At 58.5% G+C, this 15,220-nt stretch carries 12 protein-coding genes; 9 read left to right on the forward strand and 3 right to left on the reverse strand.

The window, feature by feature from the left end:
• Nucleotides 1–15 precede the first annotated feature (15 nt).
• From BJ928_RS19280 to BJ928_RS19295, 4 genes are all read left to right on the forward strand, one after another.
• Entirely contained in the window at nucleotides 16–813 is a 798-nt protein-coding gene (locus BJ928_RS19280) for a membrane protein (RefSeq protein ID WP_047632029.1), read from the forward strand.
• 207 nt (nucleotides 814–1,020) lie between these two features.
• Nucleotides 1,021–1,626 carry a dual specificity protein phosphatase family protein gene (locus tag BJ928_RS19285; RefSeq protein WP_082011881.1) on the forward strand — a complete coding sequence of 202 codons (606 nt, stop codon included), beginning with the start codon at nucleotides 1,021–1,023 and terminating at the stop codon, nucleotides 1,624–1,626.
• 299 nt (nucleotides 1,627–1,925) lie between these two features.
• Nucleotides 1,926–3,782, forward strand: a complete 1,857-nt coding sequence (locus tag BJ928_RS19290) for a glycosyltransferase family 39 protein (protein ID WP_183079430.1) — start codon at nucleotides 1,926–1,928, stop codon at nucleotides 3,780–3,782.
• Nucleotides 3,783–4,087: 305 nt separating this feature from the next.
• Entirely contained in the window at nucleotides 4,088–5,209 is a 1,122-nt protein-coding gene (locus BJ928_RS19295) for a glycosyltransferase family 2 protein (protein ID WP_052227742.1), read from the forward strand.
• A gap of 117 nt (nucleotides 5,210–5,326) precedes the next feature.
• On the opposite strand, the gene BJ928_RS19300 is transcribed toward BJ928_RS19295, so the two are convergent.
• Both BJ928_RS19300 and BJ928_RS19305 read right to left on the reverse strand, forming a co-directional pair.
• Nucleotides 5,327–6,685, reverse strand: coding sequence for an ATP-binding protein (locus tag BJ928_RS19300; RefSeq protein ID WP_047632028.1), 1,359 nt, complete (start codon nucleotides 6,683–6,685; stop codon nucleotides 5,327–5,329).
• Nucleotides 6,672–7,349, reverse strand: coding sequence for a response regulator transcription factor (locus tag BJ928_RS19305; RefSeq protein WP_047632027.1), 678 nt, complete (start codon nucleotides 7,347–7,349; stop codon nucleotides 6,672–6,674). Before BJ928_RS19305 ends, BJ928_RS19300 begins: the two co-directional genes overlap by 14 nt.
• A gap of 337 nt (nucleotides 7,350–7,686) precedes the next feature.
• On the opposite strand from BJ928_RS19305, the gene BJ928_RS19310 reads away from it, so the two are divergent.
• The 5 genes from BJ928_RS19310 to BJ928_RS19330 all read left to right on the forward strand — a co-directional run bounded on the left by BJ928_RS19310 (nucleotide 7,687) and on the right by BJ928_RS19330 (nucleotide 12,918).
• Nucleotides 7,687–7,947: a DUF1344 domain-containing protein gene (locus BJ928_RS19310; RefSeq protein ID WP_047632026.1), complete on the forward strand. Its 261-nt coding sequence runs from the start codon at nucleotides 7,687–7,689 to the stop codon at nucleotides 7,945–7,947.
• 221 nt (nucleotides 7,948–8,168) lie between these two features.
• Complete coding sequence (locus tag BJ928_RS19315) at nucleotides 8,169–9,062, forward strand: MurR/RpiR family transcriptional regulator (protein ID WP_047632025.1); 894 nt, start codon at nucleotides 8,169–8,171, stop codon at nucleotides 9,060–9,062.
• 39 nt (nucleotides 9,063–9,101) lie between these two features.
• Nucleotides 9,102–10,103 carry an extracellular solute-binding protein gene (locus BJ928_RS19320; protein WP_047632024.1) on the forward strand — a complete coding sequence of 334 codons (1,002 nt, stop codon included), beginning with the start codon at nucleotides 9,102–9,104 and terminating at the stop codon, nucleotides 10,101–10,103.
• Nucleotides 10,076–11,881 carry an ABC transporter permease subunit gene (locus BJ928_RS19325; protein WP_082011879.1) on the forward strand — a complete coding sequence of 602 codons (1,806 nt, stop codon included), beginning with the start codon at nucleotides 10,076–10,078 and terminating at the stop codon, nucleotides 11,879–11,881. The genes BJ928_RS19320 and BJ928_RS19325 overlap by 28 nt, the downstream gene beginning before the upstream one ends.
• Nucleotides 11,878–12,918 carry an ABC transporter ATP-binding protein gene (locus tag BJ928_RS19330; RefSeq protein ID WP_052227730.1) on the forward strand — a complete coding sequence of 347 codons (1,041 nt, stop codon included), beginning with the start codon at nucleotides 11,878–11,880 and terminating at the stop codon, nucleotides 12,916–12,918. The genes BJ928_RS19325 and BJ928_RS19330 overlap by 4 nt, the downstream gene beginning before the upstream one ends.
• A 331-nt stretch (nucleotides 12,919–13,249) precedes the next feature.
• On the opposite strand, the gene BJ928_RS19335 is transcribed toward BJ928_RS19330, so the two are convergent.
• Nucleotides 13,250–15,169 (reverse strand): membrane protein, encoded by a 1,920-nt coding sequence (locus BJ928_RS19335; RefSeq protein ID WP_047632022.1) that lies wholly within the window; start codon nucleotides 15,167–15,169, stop codon nucleotides 13,250–13,252.
• Between the last annotated feature and the right edge of the window lie 51 nt (nucleotides 15,170–15,220).

Genomic DNA, 15,220 nt, shown 5'->3' on the forward strand with positions numbered 1-15,220 from the left:
ACGAAGGAGGAAACAATGCCTTCTGCAGTACAATCCGCTTCCCCGGCATCGAACCGGGTTCCCGACGTCACGGTCGATTTTTGGATCATCAAGCTTCTGGCGGTCACCATGGGCGAGACCGCAGCCGACTATCTGGCAGTCAATCTCGGTCTCGGTCTATCCGCGACGTCGGCGATCATGTGCGCGCTGCTGGCGGTCGCCCTGATCATGCAGTTCGCGCAGAAGCGCTACGTGCCCTGGTCGTACTGGCTTGCCGTCGTCATGATCAGCGTCGTCGGCACTCTGGTAAGCGATAATCTCGTCGACAATTTCGGGGTGGCGCTTCAGACGACGACGATCGCCTTCAGCATCGCGCTCGCCGTTACTTTTGCCGCCTGGTATGCCAGCGAGAAGACTCTGTCGATCCATACGATCGTCACGACGCGGCGTGAGGTCTTTTATTGGCTTGCGATCCTCTTCACCTTTGCGCTTGGCACTTCGGCGGGTGATCTCGTCGCCGAACAGTTCAGCCTCGGCTATTTGGCGACAGGCTTCATTTTTGGCGGGATCATCGCGCTGATCGCCGCAGGGTATTATTTCTTCAAGTTGAACGGCATCATTGCCTTTTGGCTTGCCTACATCTTTACCCGGCCGCTCGGCGCGTCCTTCGGCGATCTGCTTTCCCAGCCGCGCGAATATGGGGGATTGGGGTTTGGAACGACGGTCACCAGCCTCATCTTCCTCGCCGCGATCGTCTTCCTCGTCATTTACATGACGATCAATCGCCGTCGGGCCGAGGATGATGTCTTCTTTCTCGACGCCGATTCACGGTGAGACGAGGACGTCTGAATCCACGCCATCGCGGTATCGCCGACCGGGTGCCATTCGACGGCAACCGCAGCGATCCTGCGACCACTCGGCAGCCGTCTGGTCTGCCGGAGACGGCAAATATTTCCCTGCACCCTCCAATCGTTATTCAGGCGCATGTCAGTTTCTTCCGGCATGTCATTGAATTATCATAGAAGGAATGGCTGAAAAGCAATGACTATATTTCGCAAGGTGGCCCTTGTTGCGCTTGCCGCCATCGGATTTATGAGTGCGAGTTGTGGAGCCTATGCCGGTTACCTTCAGATCACCGGTAATTTTCATTCGGTGATCGACGGTCAATTCTATCGTTCCGCCCAGCCAACCTCCGAAGATCTTGCCTCCTACGTGCGAACACATGGGATCAAGACCGTCATCAATCTTCGCGGAAAGCATCCGGGCGCTGCCTGGTATGACGATGAGGTGAAGACTGCTCAGGAACTCGGTTTGACCCATATCGATTTCGGCATGTCCTCTTCGAAGCTGATTTCTCCCGACAAGGCCGAGCGGCTTGTCGAATTGATGGCGTCGGCCCCCAAGCCCATCCTTATCCATTGCCTTTCGGGCGCGGATCGCAGCGGTTTGGCGTCTGCGCTTTATGTCAGGAAGATTGCCGGCCTCGACGCGGCCAGCGCCGCGGGACAGCTATCGTTCTACTACGGGCATGTCGGTATCCCTGTGGTTTCGACCGCTTACGCCATGGACAGGAGCTGGGATGATATCGAGGCTCGGGATGGGAAAGAGGCGCAGGCAAACCTCTTAAACGGTGTCGCCGTGCGATAGCGAGAAAGGTTTGCGCGATCGTCGCCAGGGGCAGCCTTGGATCGAGGCGCCGAGCCGGATTCTCACTCCGTCGTCAAATCGGAAAGCGGGTAGGCGGTTTCCGGCCGCTGCTCGGCACGCGGCCGGAACGGCTTGAAAGCTTCGATCCGCGAGGGATCACAAACAATCGGTGAAATTTGAGATCGGATAAGATCGTGCAGCAGCTCGAGGCATTCAGGGCCACACACATACACGGCTTCATGCGGCTTTCCGTTTCCGTCATGATTTGCGCGCTTCTGGATCTATTGGCATTCATGATCTTGATCCAGGCCGGCGCCGACCCGATACGGGCGCATGTTCTAAGCTTCCTCCTCAGCAGTTTCCTCTACGGCATTTACATTGTTAACGGAGCTTTCGGTTGGATTGATATTCCGGCCAACGGTTTCTCCAGTCGGCAACGTCTCGTCATCTTCCTGATGCTTCGGATTTTAACGCTCGGTCTAAGAGGCGGAGTTTTTGTCGCGGCGCTAGCTGCCTTAGATCTTCCTGCACCTGTTGCTGGGGTATTTGCTGTATCCATAACTGCTGGTCTGAATCTATTGGGGGATCGGTTTTTCCTGTGGTCGGCCGTATCTCCTGAAAAGGGAGTGCAGTTGGCGGCAGCCGGCGCGATTATCTATCTTCTCATCCTTCGCCTTGTGTTTCTCGGGTTTGCCAACCTGGTTCCCGAGGAAACTTATTATTGGAATTATGCACAGCATCTCGACATCGGTTATCTCGATCATCCGCCGATGGTTGCCTGGCTAATCTGGGCGGGAACGGCGCTATTTGGCGACAACGAGTTCGGGGTTCGTATCGGCGCGTATCTGTGCTGGATGCTGACAGCCGCTTTCTCCTTCGGTCTAGCGCGGAACCTCTTTGATAAAACGACGGCGCTGGTTTGTGTCCTGCTGGTTGGCGTAGTGCCATTCTATTTTTCAACCGGCTTTCTGATGATGCCGGACGTGCCGTTGACTGCGGCTTGGGCCGCAACGCTCTATTTTCTGGAGCGGGCGCTTCTCGGGGGGAAGTCTTCGGCTTGGTATGGCGCGGGCCTTTCGCTGGGGATTGGGCTTCTGTCGAAATATACGATCGTGCTGCTGGGGCCGGCGGCACTGCTGTTCGTGCTGGCCGATCCCAAATCCCGGCATTGGCTTCGCCGCAAGGAGCCGCATCTTGGCGCAGCGCTTTCGATCCTGTTGTTTTCCCCGGTCATTTATTGGAATGCGACGCATGAATGGATGTCCTTTGCATTCCAGGGAACGCGGCGTGTCAGCGAAGTATTTCAATTCACGCTGCCATCCCTTGTCGTCAGCGCCGCCGTTCTTCTGACGCCCACTGGCCTGGTTGCCGCTGTTGGCAGCCTGATGGTGAACATATCGGCGGTCCGATCGCGGGTGGCCGGGCGCAGCGCGCTTTTCATACCCTTGTTCACATTGATACCGCTGAGCGTCTTTGTGCTCTTCAGCCTTTTTCATGAGAACAAGCCGAATTGGACCGGACCTGTATGGCTCGCGACACTGCCCTCGATTGCCTTCGTACTGGCAAGGACAGCCGACGCGAGCCAGGTTTGGAGGCGCCGATTGCGGCAGGCATGGATACCGACAATCGCGATCGCAATGGCTGTTTATGCGCTGCTATTTCACTATGTGGTCCTTGGGTTCCCCGGAGTTGGCTACATCCACAACATACGCACATTGCCGGTGGCCTGGAGCGAATTCGGCAAGGCCGTCAGCGCTATCGAAACCGATGTTCGGAGGAATAGCGCGGCTCCGGTCGTCCTGATCGGTACGGACAAATATTTCCTTGCGAGCGAGATGGCCTTTTATGCGCGGCAGGCGCAGCGCGCTCCATCCAGATCGATCGGGCAGAGCGCCGTCGGCGGCAGCAGCCTGATGTACGATCTCTGGTATCCGGCTAAGTCGGTCCAGGGTAGCACGGCTGTGCTCGTATCCTTGAAACGAAATGAGCTTCAGCAGGCGGACCTAGCTGGGTACTTCCAGCGTCTGGGCGATATTCAGGAACAGGTGGTGCGAAAGAATGGCTCCGTCGTCGGAAGCTTCTACTATCGCATCGGCTATGGGCTCGGTGGCTGTGAACGTGATGCGGCAACATGCGTCCGGCCGTCACCGAGCTAGGGATTCTGTTTACCCGCAGTCATTTTCAAACATGGACAGAATGCAAAATTCAACGCGAATTCAGAGTATTGTCAGTTGCTCGTGACATAGTCGTTAGATCGAAGCCGCTTCAGGCGTCATGGCGCGCCAACAAGCGACGGGGAGACGTGAAAATCACCATCGGTCGACGTGCCGCTGCTGCGGAGCGTCGCATGGGGCTATGGGTTTTCGCGAATTCGTCGACGGAACTCGCTCTTCCTCTCTCGGAATATTAGACGTCTATGACTTCATCCAGTTTGGCCCCCTTTGGCGAATGGCCCGGGGATTTGACAATCACAAAAGCCGCAATTGCGCAGCAGGAAAGCGTCGAGCTCTCCGTCGTCATACCGACTTTCAATGAACGGGAAAACATCGTTCCGCTCGTGGAGCGCCTCAGAGCCGCGCTTGCCGGTATTTCATGGGAGGTGATTTTCGTTGACGACGATTCGGGCGACAAGACGGTCGATGTTGTCAGACGCCTTTCCCTCGTCGATCGCCGCATCCGTGCGATAAGGCGGGTTCATCGGCGGGGACTGGCCGGCGCATGTCTCGAGGGCATTCTTTCCACATCGGCGCCGATCGTTGCCGTGATGGATGCAGATCTGCAACACGACGAAACCCGGCTGACGGCCATGCTGGCGATGATGCGAAGCAGTCGGATCGATCTGGTCGTTGCAACGAGATATGCTGGCGAAGGCTCGTCGGGTGAAGGTTTCAATCGCATTCGGCAGGCCGGGAGCCAGATGGCCATCGGCATGGCGCAGCGCCTCTTGAAGGTCGAAACATCAGATCCGATGAGCGGGTTTTTCATGGTGAAACGCGCGCTCATTGACGAGCTTGCCCCCAGGCTCTCGCAGCAGGGCTTCAAAATCTTGCTTGATGTTATCGCATCGTCGCCCAAGCCCTTGCAAATAGGGGAGATTTCCTACGTATTCCGGCCGAGAGTTCATGGAGAAAGCAAGCTGGATGCGTCGGTGGTTTTCGAATATCTCGGGCTCGTCCTTGCCAAATGGTCGGGCGATCTCATTTCGCCGCGTATGCTGCTGTTCGGTCTGGTCGGCCTTAGCGGCGTGATCGTCCATCTGACCGCGCTGCGATTGCTGTTGCTGGAGGGGTTTGCGTTTTCGATAAGCCAAGCGGGCGCAATGCTGGTGGCAGTCTTATCGAACTACACGCTCAACAATTCGCTCACATATCGAGATCGCCGTCGCCGCGGCCTGCGGTTCCTGACGGGCCTGCTGTTGTTTGCAGCGTTTTGCAGCGTCGGCGTTGTCGCGGGAACCGGCGTGTCGTCGCTCTTCTACGCCCAGGAACCACAATGGTGGCTTGCAGGCCTGGCGGGAGCCATGATTGGCGCAGGGTGGAACTATATTACCAGCTCCATGATTACCTGGCGGCGCTCAGGCTGAGCGTCCATCGCAGGTGTTCGCCTCCCTTCGACTATTTTCGATAGCGCGTCCGTCCTTCGGGCTTGCTCTAACGATGGCCGCGCGATTTCCAGGTATCGTATCGGGCGATTGAGCGGATCAAATTCGCGGAAAATATAATTTGACCTGCAGCCCTGGCCTGTTGTCATCAAGCGCGATGCGAGCCGCGTGAAGATCGGCGATTGCCTTGACGAGGCTGAGGCCCAGTCCATTACCAGGCGTCGTTCTGCTTTTGTCGAGCCGGTAAAGACGCCTGAAGACAAGTTCGCGCTCCGCTTCGGGTATGCCTGGACCGCTGTCGGACACGCAGGCGCGATAGTGATGCGCGTCCTGCGTGAGCGACATGACAATCGTCGTGCCCGCCGGGCAATGCGTTATTGCGTTTTCCACGAGGTTGACGAAGAGCTGGGTAAGCAATTCCCGATCGCCATTGATCATGCACGGACCGGCAGCCAGAGGCGTCAGTGTCAGAGCCTGCATGCTGTCCTCAGCAACTTCAGCGTAAATTTCGGCGACAGAGGCCATTATCTGACCGAGATCGATTGCCTTGAAACGTGTTTTTCGAGCGCCGGCTTCAATTTGCGAGATTCGAAGCAGGGCCTCGAATGTGGCGTTTATTCTGGCGATCTCGTCCCTAGCGTCGAACATGAGATCTTCGACGTCGCGGGATTCGCCTAGCCGCTGAAGCGACTGCTCGATTGTCAGACCCAAACGATTGAGGGGCGTTTTCAGATCGTGTGCGATATCAGCGCTGACCTGTCGCATTCCCTCGACCAGGCCCGAAAGGCGAGCAAGCGCCTCGTTCATGTGGGTCGAAACGACATCGATGTCATCGCCGTCGCCGCGGGTCGGTATCCGCCGGGAAAGATTTCCTGCCGAAACCTCGATCATGGTACTTTCGATAGCCTCGAGGCGCCGTTGCGTGCGCCGTGCGAGAAGCGTTCCGCCGAGCACCACCGTCGCTACTATGATGATAGAGGCCCAGAAGAAGCTCATCAGCGCGATCTCTTCGATCCGATCTATTTCGCGATAGCTCTGCCCCACCACCAGGCTGTTGCCGCCAATGTTGCCGGCCATGACCCTGATGGGATCTCCTTCCTCCAGTCCCATTAGCGTGGCGGATATTGTTGTAATTCCAGGTTCGAGGCGGGCTGCCTGGACATTGCCAGCCAGCTTTCTACCCCCGGGGTCGAGCAGCAGGAAAACCTGATCTTCCGGGCGCTTGAGCGCCGAATAGGTCGACACGGCCGCGACGAGATCTTCGAGATCGTTCGAGGAGAAAGTCGATGCCACGACGGAGTATGTGTCCTGGATGGAGACATCGAGGGACCGTGCGAGTTCGCGTTTCATCAGGCCATAGGCAACCAATCCGGTGATGAGAAACGCCACGATGAAGAACAGCCCGAATGACAGGGCAAGCCGAAACGGCGTGCTGCGCAGTAGCCTACCTTGGCGCATGGACGCAGTATCCGGTATTTCGGACCGTATGGAGAAGCGGCACGTCGAACGGCTTATCGATCTTCGCACGCAACCTGCTGATATGGGTTTCCACGACACTTGTCTTCGGATCGAAGTGAAAGTCCCACACGTGCTCGAGGAGCATCGTTCGCGTCAGCACCCGGCCTTCGCCGCGCATGAGAACCTCCAACAAGGTAAATTCACGGGGCTGGAGGTCGATCGGGATGCCGCGCCTATGGACCTGGCGCTTGGCAATGTCCAGCTCCAGGTCTGAGATCTTGAGCACTGTCTTCTGATCCTGAACCGGTGGTCGGCGTGCCAATGCATTGAGCCGTGCAATGAGTTCGGAAAACGCGAAGGGTTTTGTCAGGTAATCGTCGCCGCCGGCCTCCAGGCCCTCGACCCGATCGTCGACACCGCTCACTGAGGTGAGAAACAGGGCTGGCGTCTTGATCTTTGCCGCTCTTGCCGCCTTGACCAGCGAGAGCCCATCCAGGCCGGGAATCATTCGATCGATGACGAGAACATCGTATGTTTCCCGGGTTATCTGAAAGAGCGCGTCCGTGCCGTCTCTGATGACTTCACAGCTGTGTCCCGCCTCATTCAACCCACGTGCAATATATTCCGCGGTTTTCGGATCGTCTTCCACCAGAAGTATCTTCATGCTCTGCCATGGCCCCGCTGCGCAAATGATTCAGCCCTAGATTTGCCTCGGGAAATTTTCTGCCACCTGAACGGCTTATTACAAATTCGTAAGATCAGCCGCGCGAGCCCCGGTTTTCCGCATAATTGCAAGGTTCGAACCGTCTACCGTCGTCCAGGGGGTGTCGATCAATGCGAAGGAGCCTACTCTGGCGAGGGCGATCTTCGGCAATGTCCAATTTGTAAGAATCTCGCAAAGTGCAGGGAAGATTTACGCGGCAGTCTGGCGAGCGGTCGGTGATACCGGCCAGTGGTTTCAAAGCCACAACAGCAAGCCCACTGAAAACCAGGAGTAAATCATGCTCAAGAAGTCGCTAGCGATCGGTCTCGTTGCCGCCATCACTCTGACTGCGGGTCTCGCGTTGGCTCGTGATGAAACGGGAGTGATCACCAATATCGACGCGAAGGCAGACCAGATCACGCTCTCCACCGGAACGACGATCAATCTGCCTGAGAATATCGAGGTCGAATCCCTGAAGGTCGGCGAGCGAGTTGCGGTCCGGTACACCGTCCAGAAATCCGGCGTTGCACTTGCTTCGAAGGTAAGCCCTGCAAAATGAACCTCTTGGCGGGGGCGTTGCGCTACGCAGCGCCCCTGGCCCTATCGGGCCGTCCCAGGCGGCTGGGCAGGGAGCAGGCTGCTCTCTGCTGTTTTGTTGTATTGGCGCGCGCCGCATGGTCACGACGACGAGGGACTGAGCTCGGCCTCCGCCCTCGCTGTCATCATCATGAAATAAACATTTCTTATTCAGGCATCGTGAAATGTTTACAACGAGATGAAATGACGACCGATCACGCCGCAGACCAACTTACCTTGAACGAACGGATCGATGCTGCGCTTCCGTCCATGTCGCCGGCCGAACAGAAGATGGCCTCGTTCTTTCGAAGCCAGAAGCAGGCGGTCCTTTTGAATTCCGCGGCCGAGATCTCGGCAAAGGCTGGAACAAGCGACGCCACGGTGGTTCGCACTGCGCGAAGCCTGGGCTTCGAAGGGCTTGCCGATTTGCGCGAGGCCATCCTCGCCGATCTGACCGCGGCCAGTCCGGAAGGGCGCCTCAGCCGCACGCTGGAGGATCTCGGGGCGAATTCCGAAGGGGCTCTCGGTCTCGTGCTTCGTGCTCACCATGAGAGCCTTGAGGTGATGTCGTCAGCGACATTTTCCGAGGCCTTTGCCCGAACGGTAAAGACTCTCTTTTCTGCGCGGCGGCGCTTTGTATTTGGTATCGGCCCCTCGGGAAACGTCGCCGAATATGCGGCCTTGCAATTCAACCGGCTCGGTCTTTCGACGGCCGCGCTTTCCGATAGTGGCATCGGACTGGCAGACCGTTTGATTGCGGTCGAAAAGGGTGACGCAATCCTGATGATCGCCCACGCCCCCGTCTACCGGGAGGTTTCGGTCGTCCTTGACTATGCCGAAGCCCATGAAGTGCCTGTACTCCTCGTCGGCGACAGCCTGCACCCCTATGTCGCCCGTCAGGTTGCGGAAGTTCTTCCGATTTCACGGGGAAGGGCGGATCACCTTGCCATGCATGGCGCGACGATCGTTCTCATCGAAGCGATGATCGTGGCGCTTGCCGCCGAAGATCGCGACTCCGCCCTTTCGTCTCTTGCCAAATTTGGCGCGTTGCGCGGCGCCATCGACAAACACTGGCTGAAACGCGGTGTGAAAAAGTGATTTCAAACTCGAACATTCTAAGCCCTCAAGGATATATCGATGAAGAAACTTTCCTTTGTAAGTGCTGTCTTGCTCGGAGTGACGACCGCTCTCTGTTCCGCTCAGGCTGCTGAGCATCTGATCGTTTACTCGGCCCTTGATACCGTCGACACCGCGACCAAGGCCTTCACGGCAAAGACCGGCATCCCGGTCGACCTGGTCCGGCTTTCCACGGGCGAACTGCTCGGGAAGGTCGCCGCAGAAGGCAATAACCCCAAGTTCGATGTTTTGTGGGTCGAGGGCTCGGCCGTCATGCATCGCCTGGCTGACCAGAATATCCTGAAGCCGGAGCCCGGCCTTGCCGACAAGGCCGATTACACTGCACTCGGCCGGCATCTCGTTCCCGCGAGCCAGGCCTATTTCCCGATTACCGTTTCGACGACGGCGATTGCGGTCAATACCAAGAAGATTGGAAGCGCCAAGCCGCCGCATTCCTGGAGCGATCTTGTCGGTTTTGCCGGAAACGTCGCCGCCAAGGACCCGAACCTGTCTGGCCCGGCGTTTCAGTGGCTTGCGGGCTATTTTGCCACAAAGGGCGTCGATGCCGGCAAGCAGGAGCTTCTGAACATCCTGACGAACAAGAAGCTGAGCGGAATTCCGAGCGGCGGCGCCGTCAACAAGTCGCTGATCACCGGCGATGCCAGCGTCGCGATCCAGCAGGACACCTCTATCTATGCCCTTATAGACAAGAAGGAGCCGATCTCCGTTGTCTATCCGACGGAAGGCGTCGTCGCGATCCCTTCAAGCGCGGGTATCGCCCGCACGACCCAGCATGAGGACAACGCCAAGGCTTTCGTGCAGTTTCTGCTCACCAAGGAAGCCAATGCCGCCATGGAGCAGACGGAAGGCGGCGATGCGTTCTTTGCGCCTCTGATCCAGGGCGTGCAGGCCAAGGGCGCGCGCGTTGACAATACGGCAACCTGGCAGGTTCTCGACGACAAGGCAGCCTCCGCAAACGAAACCGAGTGGAAGCAATGGTTCAGGGATCAGTTCGTACCGTGACAGGCTCGGAGGCGCGGGTTGCCCGCGCCTCCGTTGACTTCAAGCTGATCCGGAACTTCGCATTGCGCATCTTCACGTCGGGGGGGCGCGGCTGGCGTGGCAATGCACCGCTGCTCTGGCTGGCTGCCTTTGTTCTGGTCGGCCTGCCGATGCTCCTCGTGCTCGTCCAGGCCGTCTTTCCCAAGCTTTTCGATCCGACCAGTCCGAATTTCGCGCCTTCGCCGGATGCTCTCCTGCGTCTGGTGACGTCGCCCCGCTTGCTGCGCGGCATCCTCAACACGATCACCCTCGGGGCAGTCGGTGCCGTTGCTTCAACGCTTGTCGGCGCTGCCTTAGCGCTCGTTGTCCATCTCAGCGACGTTCGCCTGCGCAAGATCTGGACTGCCTTGCCCTGGGTTGTCTTCGCAACCCCCAGCTATCTGAAGGGGCTTGCCTGGGTGCTGCTGATGTCGCAGGGCGGCTATCTGGTCTATCTTGGTGTCCTCTCGCCAGCTCAAGCATCGGCCTTTTTCGGTCCGCCCGGCCTGTTGCTTGTCATGGCACTGTCGTTGTTCCCGGTGCCTTATTTTATTGTTCGCGCTCGCCTGGAGGGCATCGGTGGCGAATATATAGACGCCGCGCGTATGGCTTCCGCCGGCCCCATGCGGACGATTGCCAAGATCATCGTCCCCATGCTCCTGCCGGCGATCGGATTGTCGATGCTCACGACTTTTGCCGAGGTGATCGGTGATTTCGGTCTGGCGAATACGATAGCGCGCTCGATGAATTTCGGATTGCTGACCTACAACATCTATGCCGCGACCTCGAGCTTTCCGGTCGATTTTGCAGCTGCCGGCGCGCAGGCGCTGCTGCTGGCGGTCCTGGTATCCGGGTCGGTCAGCGCGGCGGCCATGAGCGGTACGCAAGGGGAAGCGCGCTTCCTTTCCGGCCGCAATCGGCAGCTTCGGCCCTATATGCTCGGAGCCTGGCAGCCATTGGTCATCGCGGTGCTCATGCTGGTTGCGATTTTGTCGGCCGTCATGCCGTTGCTTGCCGTCACCTTGAGGGCACTGACAACGTCCCTGGGCGATGGTCTTGCCTGGACGAATTTTTCCTTGAGCGCGATCAGAGCGGTCTTTGACATGTCGAATGTCGCCGGCCAAGCGCTGGTCTCTAGCTTTTTCTATGGCTTTGCCGCTGCCCTGATCACTGTTGCTTTCGCCGTTCCCTTCGCTTTTCGGGTTTCGCTTGCATCGAGAAGGGTGCGCATGATCGCGGTCGGTCTTGCGATGGTCACCGTTGCCGTTCCTGGGATCATTCTCGCATTTGGATACATCCTCCTTTACGACCGCGTTCCCGGTTTTATCGATCTTGGTCTCTATGGCACCAGGACGTTGCTTGTCCTTGGCTATTGCGCTGCGGCACTGCCCTACTGTCTGATTTTCATGTGGTCGGCATTGGATCGCCTTGGTCCGTCGATCGGTGAAGCCTCGCGTCTGGCAGGGGCAAGCCCGGTCCAGCATCTGCGCCGCATCGTTGCTCCCTTGATCGGGCGCGCGATCGCCGCGGCCTTCGGCGTGACCATGGTGCGAACCGTGTTCGAGCTGCCCATGTCGCAGTTTCTGATGCCGCAAGCCGGACCGGCGCTCCCCGCGTTGATCGTCGATGATTTCACTCAGGACCGGGACGCCGTGGCCTGCGCCATGGCGCTTGTGGCGCTGTTAGCGGTCGCCATCGTCTGGGGGCTTGTCTTTGCATTCAGCCGCTCCGGCGGTGGTCGGAAGGAGATTGGTTCATGACGAAGCCTGCACTGGAATGCATGGGCATCATCAAGTCCCTTGGCGGCAAGGCGGTGCTCAGGGATCTCAGTTTCGCGGTCGAAGAGGGCGAGGTGATTGCCCTCGTCGGTGCCAGCGGCTCCGGCAAGTCGACCCTGCTGAGATCCATTGCCGGCCTCGTCGAGCCGGATGAGGGCGATATCCGCATCCAGGGTGAGGTCGTCTGGTCGCGCCGTCAGCGCGTGCCGGCCGAGCAGCGGAATGTCGGCCTTGTGTTCCAGGACTACGCGCTTTGGCCACACATGTCCGTCCGAAAGAATTTGAGCTTCGGTTTGGAGGTGAAGGGGTTGGATCGCGCGGAGGTCGAGCGACGCATCAACCACGCGCTTTCGATGACCCATCTGGAGCAGCTGGCAAACCGCAAGCCCAGCGAGCTGTCGGGAGGCCAGCAGCAGCGCGTGGCGATTGCCCGCTGTCTCGCCATGCGACCGAAGCTGCTTCTGCTCGACGAACCGTTGAGCAATCTCGACGCGGCGCTTCGCGATGATTTGCGTGCCGAAATGATGCAGTTGATCCGGGCGGAGGGAATGAGCGCGGTTTACGTCACGCATGACCAGGTTGAAGCGATGGCGGTTTCCGATCGTTTGGCGGTCATGGACAGCGGCTTCATTGTGCAGTTTGCGCCGCCACAGGCAATCTACGAGGCGCCGGCGAACGCCTTTGTCGCGAAGTTTCTTGGCGGCTTCTCCCTGCTGAGCGGAACGGCATCCGGCCACGGTTTCAAGGTCTCGGACAATGGCAGCGTCATGCAGCACGTATCGCGGCCGCTCGATGGGCCGGCTGTCCTCGTCGTTCGCCCGGAAGATGGCAGGCCGGCTGCCGGTCAAAACGATCTGACGGGAGAGGTGGTCGACAGCGCATTCCAGGGTCGATGCTGGCGCGTGCAGGTGCGTATCGGTTGCGACGTCGTTCGCCTCGACTGGCCGCGCAGGGAGGAGAGGGGCATGCCGCTTTCGTTTTCGCTTCCGCCCGAGCGATGCACCGTTCTTCCTACGTAAGCCGTCGCGCCGATAGAAGAAGGCACATCACGACTGAGGTAACCGGCATCACGTCGACGATGACTGCCGCTTTCCCCGGCTCCCTTGTCGAGGCTGTTCGTCTCATAGAGTGTCTCGTTGTTTTGGCGGAACATGCCTGTTCGCAATTCAGACCGGTTGGTGGCTGAGTATTTTCAGCCGCCAGTGGCCTGAGGCGCCATCGAGCGTCATCCCTCGGGGTCAACACCGGCAATCGACGATCCTTGGAACAGGCCGAAAAAGCGCCTTCCAGAATCCGCCGGCCTGCATAACAACTCAAGGATCTTTGGGTCGAGCGAGGCTTGCACCGCCGTCAAAAGCCCGCCTTTTTCAGACCTTCGCGATATAGATCCTTGTGCCATTGCTCCTTGCTCGGGACGAGCGACAGCCATCTGTCGACATCGAAATCGGGATTGGTTTCGCGGACGCGGCGCACGAGCATGCGTGCCTCGTCCTGATGGCCGAGCATTGCCCAGCTTGCCGCCGCGAGCCTGTCTGCGAGGCTGGGATCGGCCATCTGGGCGATATAGTCGAGCGTGGTCTGGAACTGGCTGAGGGCATAATTCGCTCCGGCAGCCGTCCAGAGATAGGAATCCGGGTTGATCGGATTGAGATCCATCGCGTGCTGGATCTTTTCCAGGGCAAGCCCAGGACGGGAGAAATGGACCAGCGTGTCCGCGTGATCGGCGATGACGTCAGCATGATGAGGGCTTAGGGTTTCCGCCACTTCCAACGCTTCCACGCTTTCGTCGATAGATCCTAGAAAGAGTTTGGCGACACCAAGCTCGCGATAACCGTCGGCCAAGTCGTTGCGAACCGCGATGGCCTGCGTGGCAAAATCCTCTGCCGATTTCAGCAGTTCGGCGTCGCCACGCGCGGTCAGCAGCCACTCCTTGGAATAGGTGCGGGCGACGGAGCTGAGAGCCGGCGCGAAATCGGCGCTCTCACGCAGGGCGGCCTTCAGTTCCTTGCGCGCCCGACGCATGTTCGGCAGGGTTAGGCGATGAAGATATTGCTGCCCGACGAGGTACTGATGATAGGCGGCGGGATTGTGCTCGAAATGTGCGCGCGTCATCTCATGGCGTTCGACTTCCGCGGCGGCGGAGAGCACGATCTGCCGCGAGATTTCATGCTTGTTGCGCGCAAGGTCGAGCTTGCCGAAGTTGAAGCGCTCCGCCCACAGAATCTCGTTCCCGGGCAATGAGACAAGCTGAGTGAAGAGCGAGAGATCGTCATCCGGCCCGCTCAGCCGTGTCTCCAGGACGTAGTTGATAGCATATCGCTCGAAAAGCGCGGCCTGGTCGTCGCTCCGGCGGCCGATTTGAATGGCGGAATAGGGGGCAATGACCCGCAGGCTGTGCAGGGCGCAAAAACCGAGGGTGATGTCTTCGATCAGCGACGCTGCGATCATCGTCGCTGCGCCATCGGGGGTATCGTTGCCGGGTGGCAGCAAGGCGAGGCGTGGTATGCGTAAGATGGTCCGCGCGGCGGCATCCTGCTCGGATACGGCAGCTGAACGCGCGGGAGCGGCAGGCGTTGGTGATCGCGGCGATGCCGGCAAGATGGCTGCCCATGACGAGACGAGATCCTTGCGCCGCGCGAATATACGCTTGAGCTGCTCAAGACCGCCTTCGACGTCAAACGCTTTCAGCAAGATGCGATGTGTGGCCTCGTCTTGCGGCTCGGCTTCGAAAAGAAGGAGGGCTGCCTCCTTGATGAGAGCGACATCGCCGGTCGTCGCAGGAAGCTTCACCATTGCCTCAAGCGTTTCCTTCAGCATGACGAGATGCCGTTTTCTTTCGCTGTCTCGCCAATCGACGAAGGCCTTGGTTTGACAGCTCGCCCTTTCCAGAAATCTCGATCGCAGGCCTTCCGTCAGAAGAGCGAGATTCTTCGCCTGGTTCTTGGGCATGTGCGCGCGTGTCGGGATGACATCGCTCGCGAACGGGCCACTCGCGAGATGGATGTCTGTATCGTCAAAGGTCAGAAGTTCAGCGTTCAATTCCGATTGGCGGCTTTTGATCCGCGAAACGAGCTTGCGAAGGTTTGTCAGCGAATTTGCCAAGTCGCCTTCGCCCCATAGAAATCTCGCCATGCTTGTCCTGCTGACGGATTTGCTATCGCTTGCAAGCAGATAGGCAATAATCAGGAGAGCCTTCTTCGGGAATGCTATCTGGCGTTCCTCGCTATCCAGAAGAGCGATTTCACCAAAAGTTCTGAGCAAAAATTTCATCGCGCCTTCAGATATATAACGGCCGTCGTCTTTCGGCGTTTCGGTGCTTCC

It is taken from the genome of Rhizobium sp. WW_1 (genome assembly GCF_003610155.1).
Taxonomy (GTDB): domain Bacteria; phylum Pseudomonadota; class Alphaproteobacteria; order Rhizobiales; family Rhizobiaceae; genus Rhizobium; species Rhizobium tropici_A.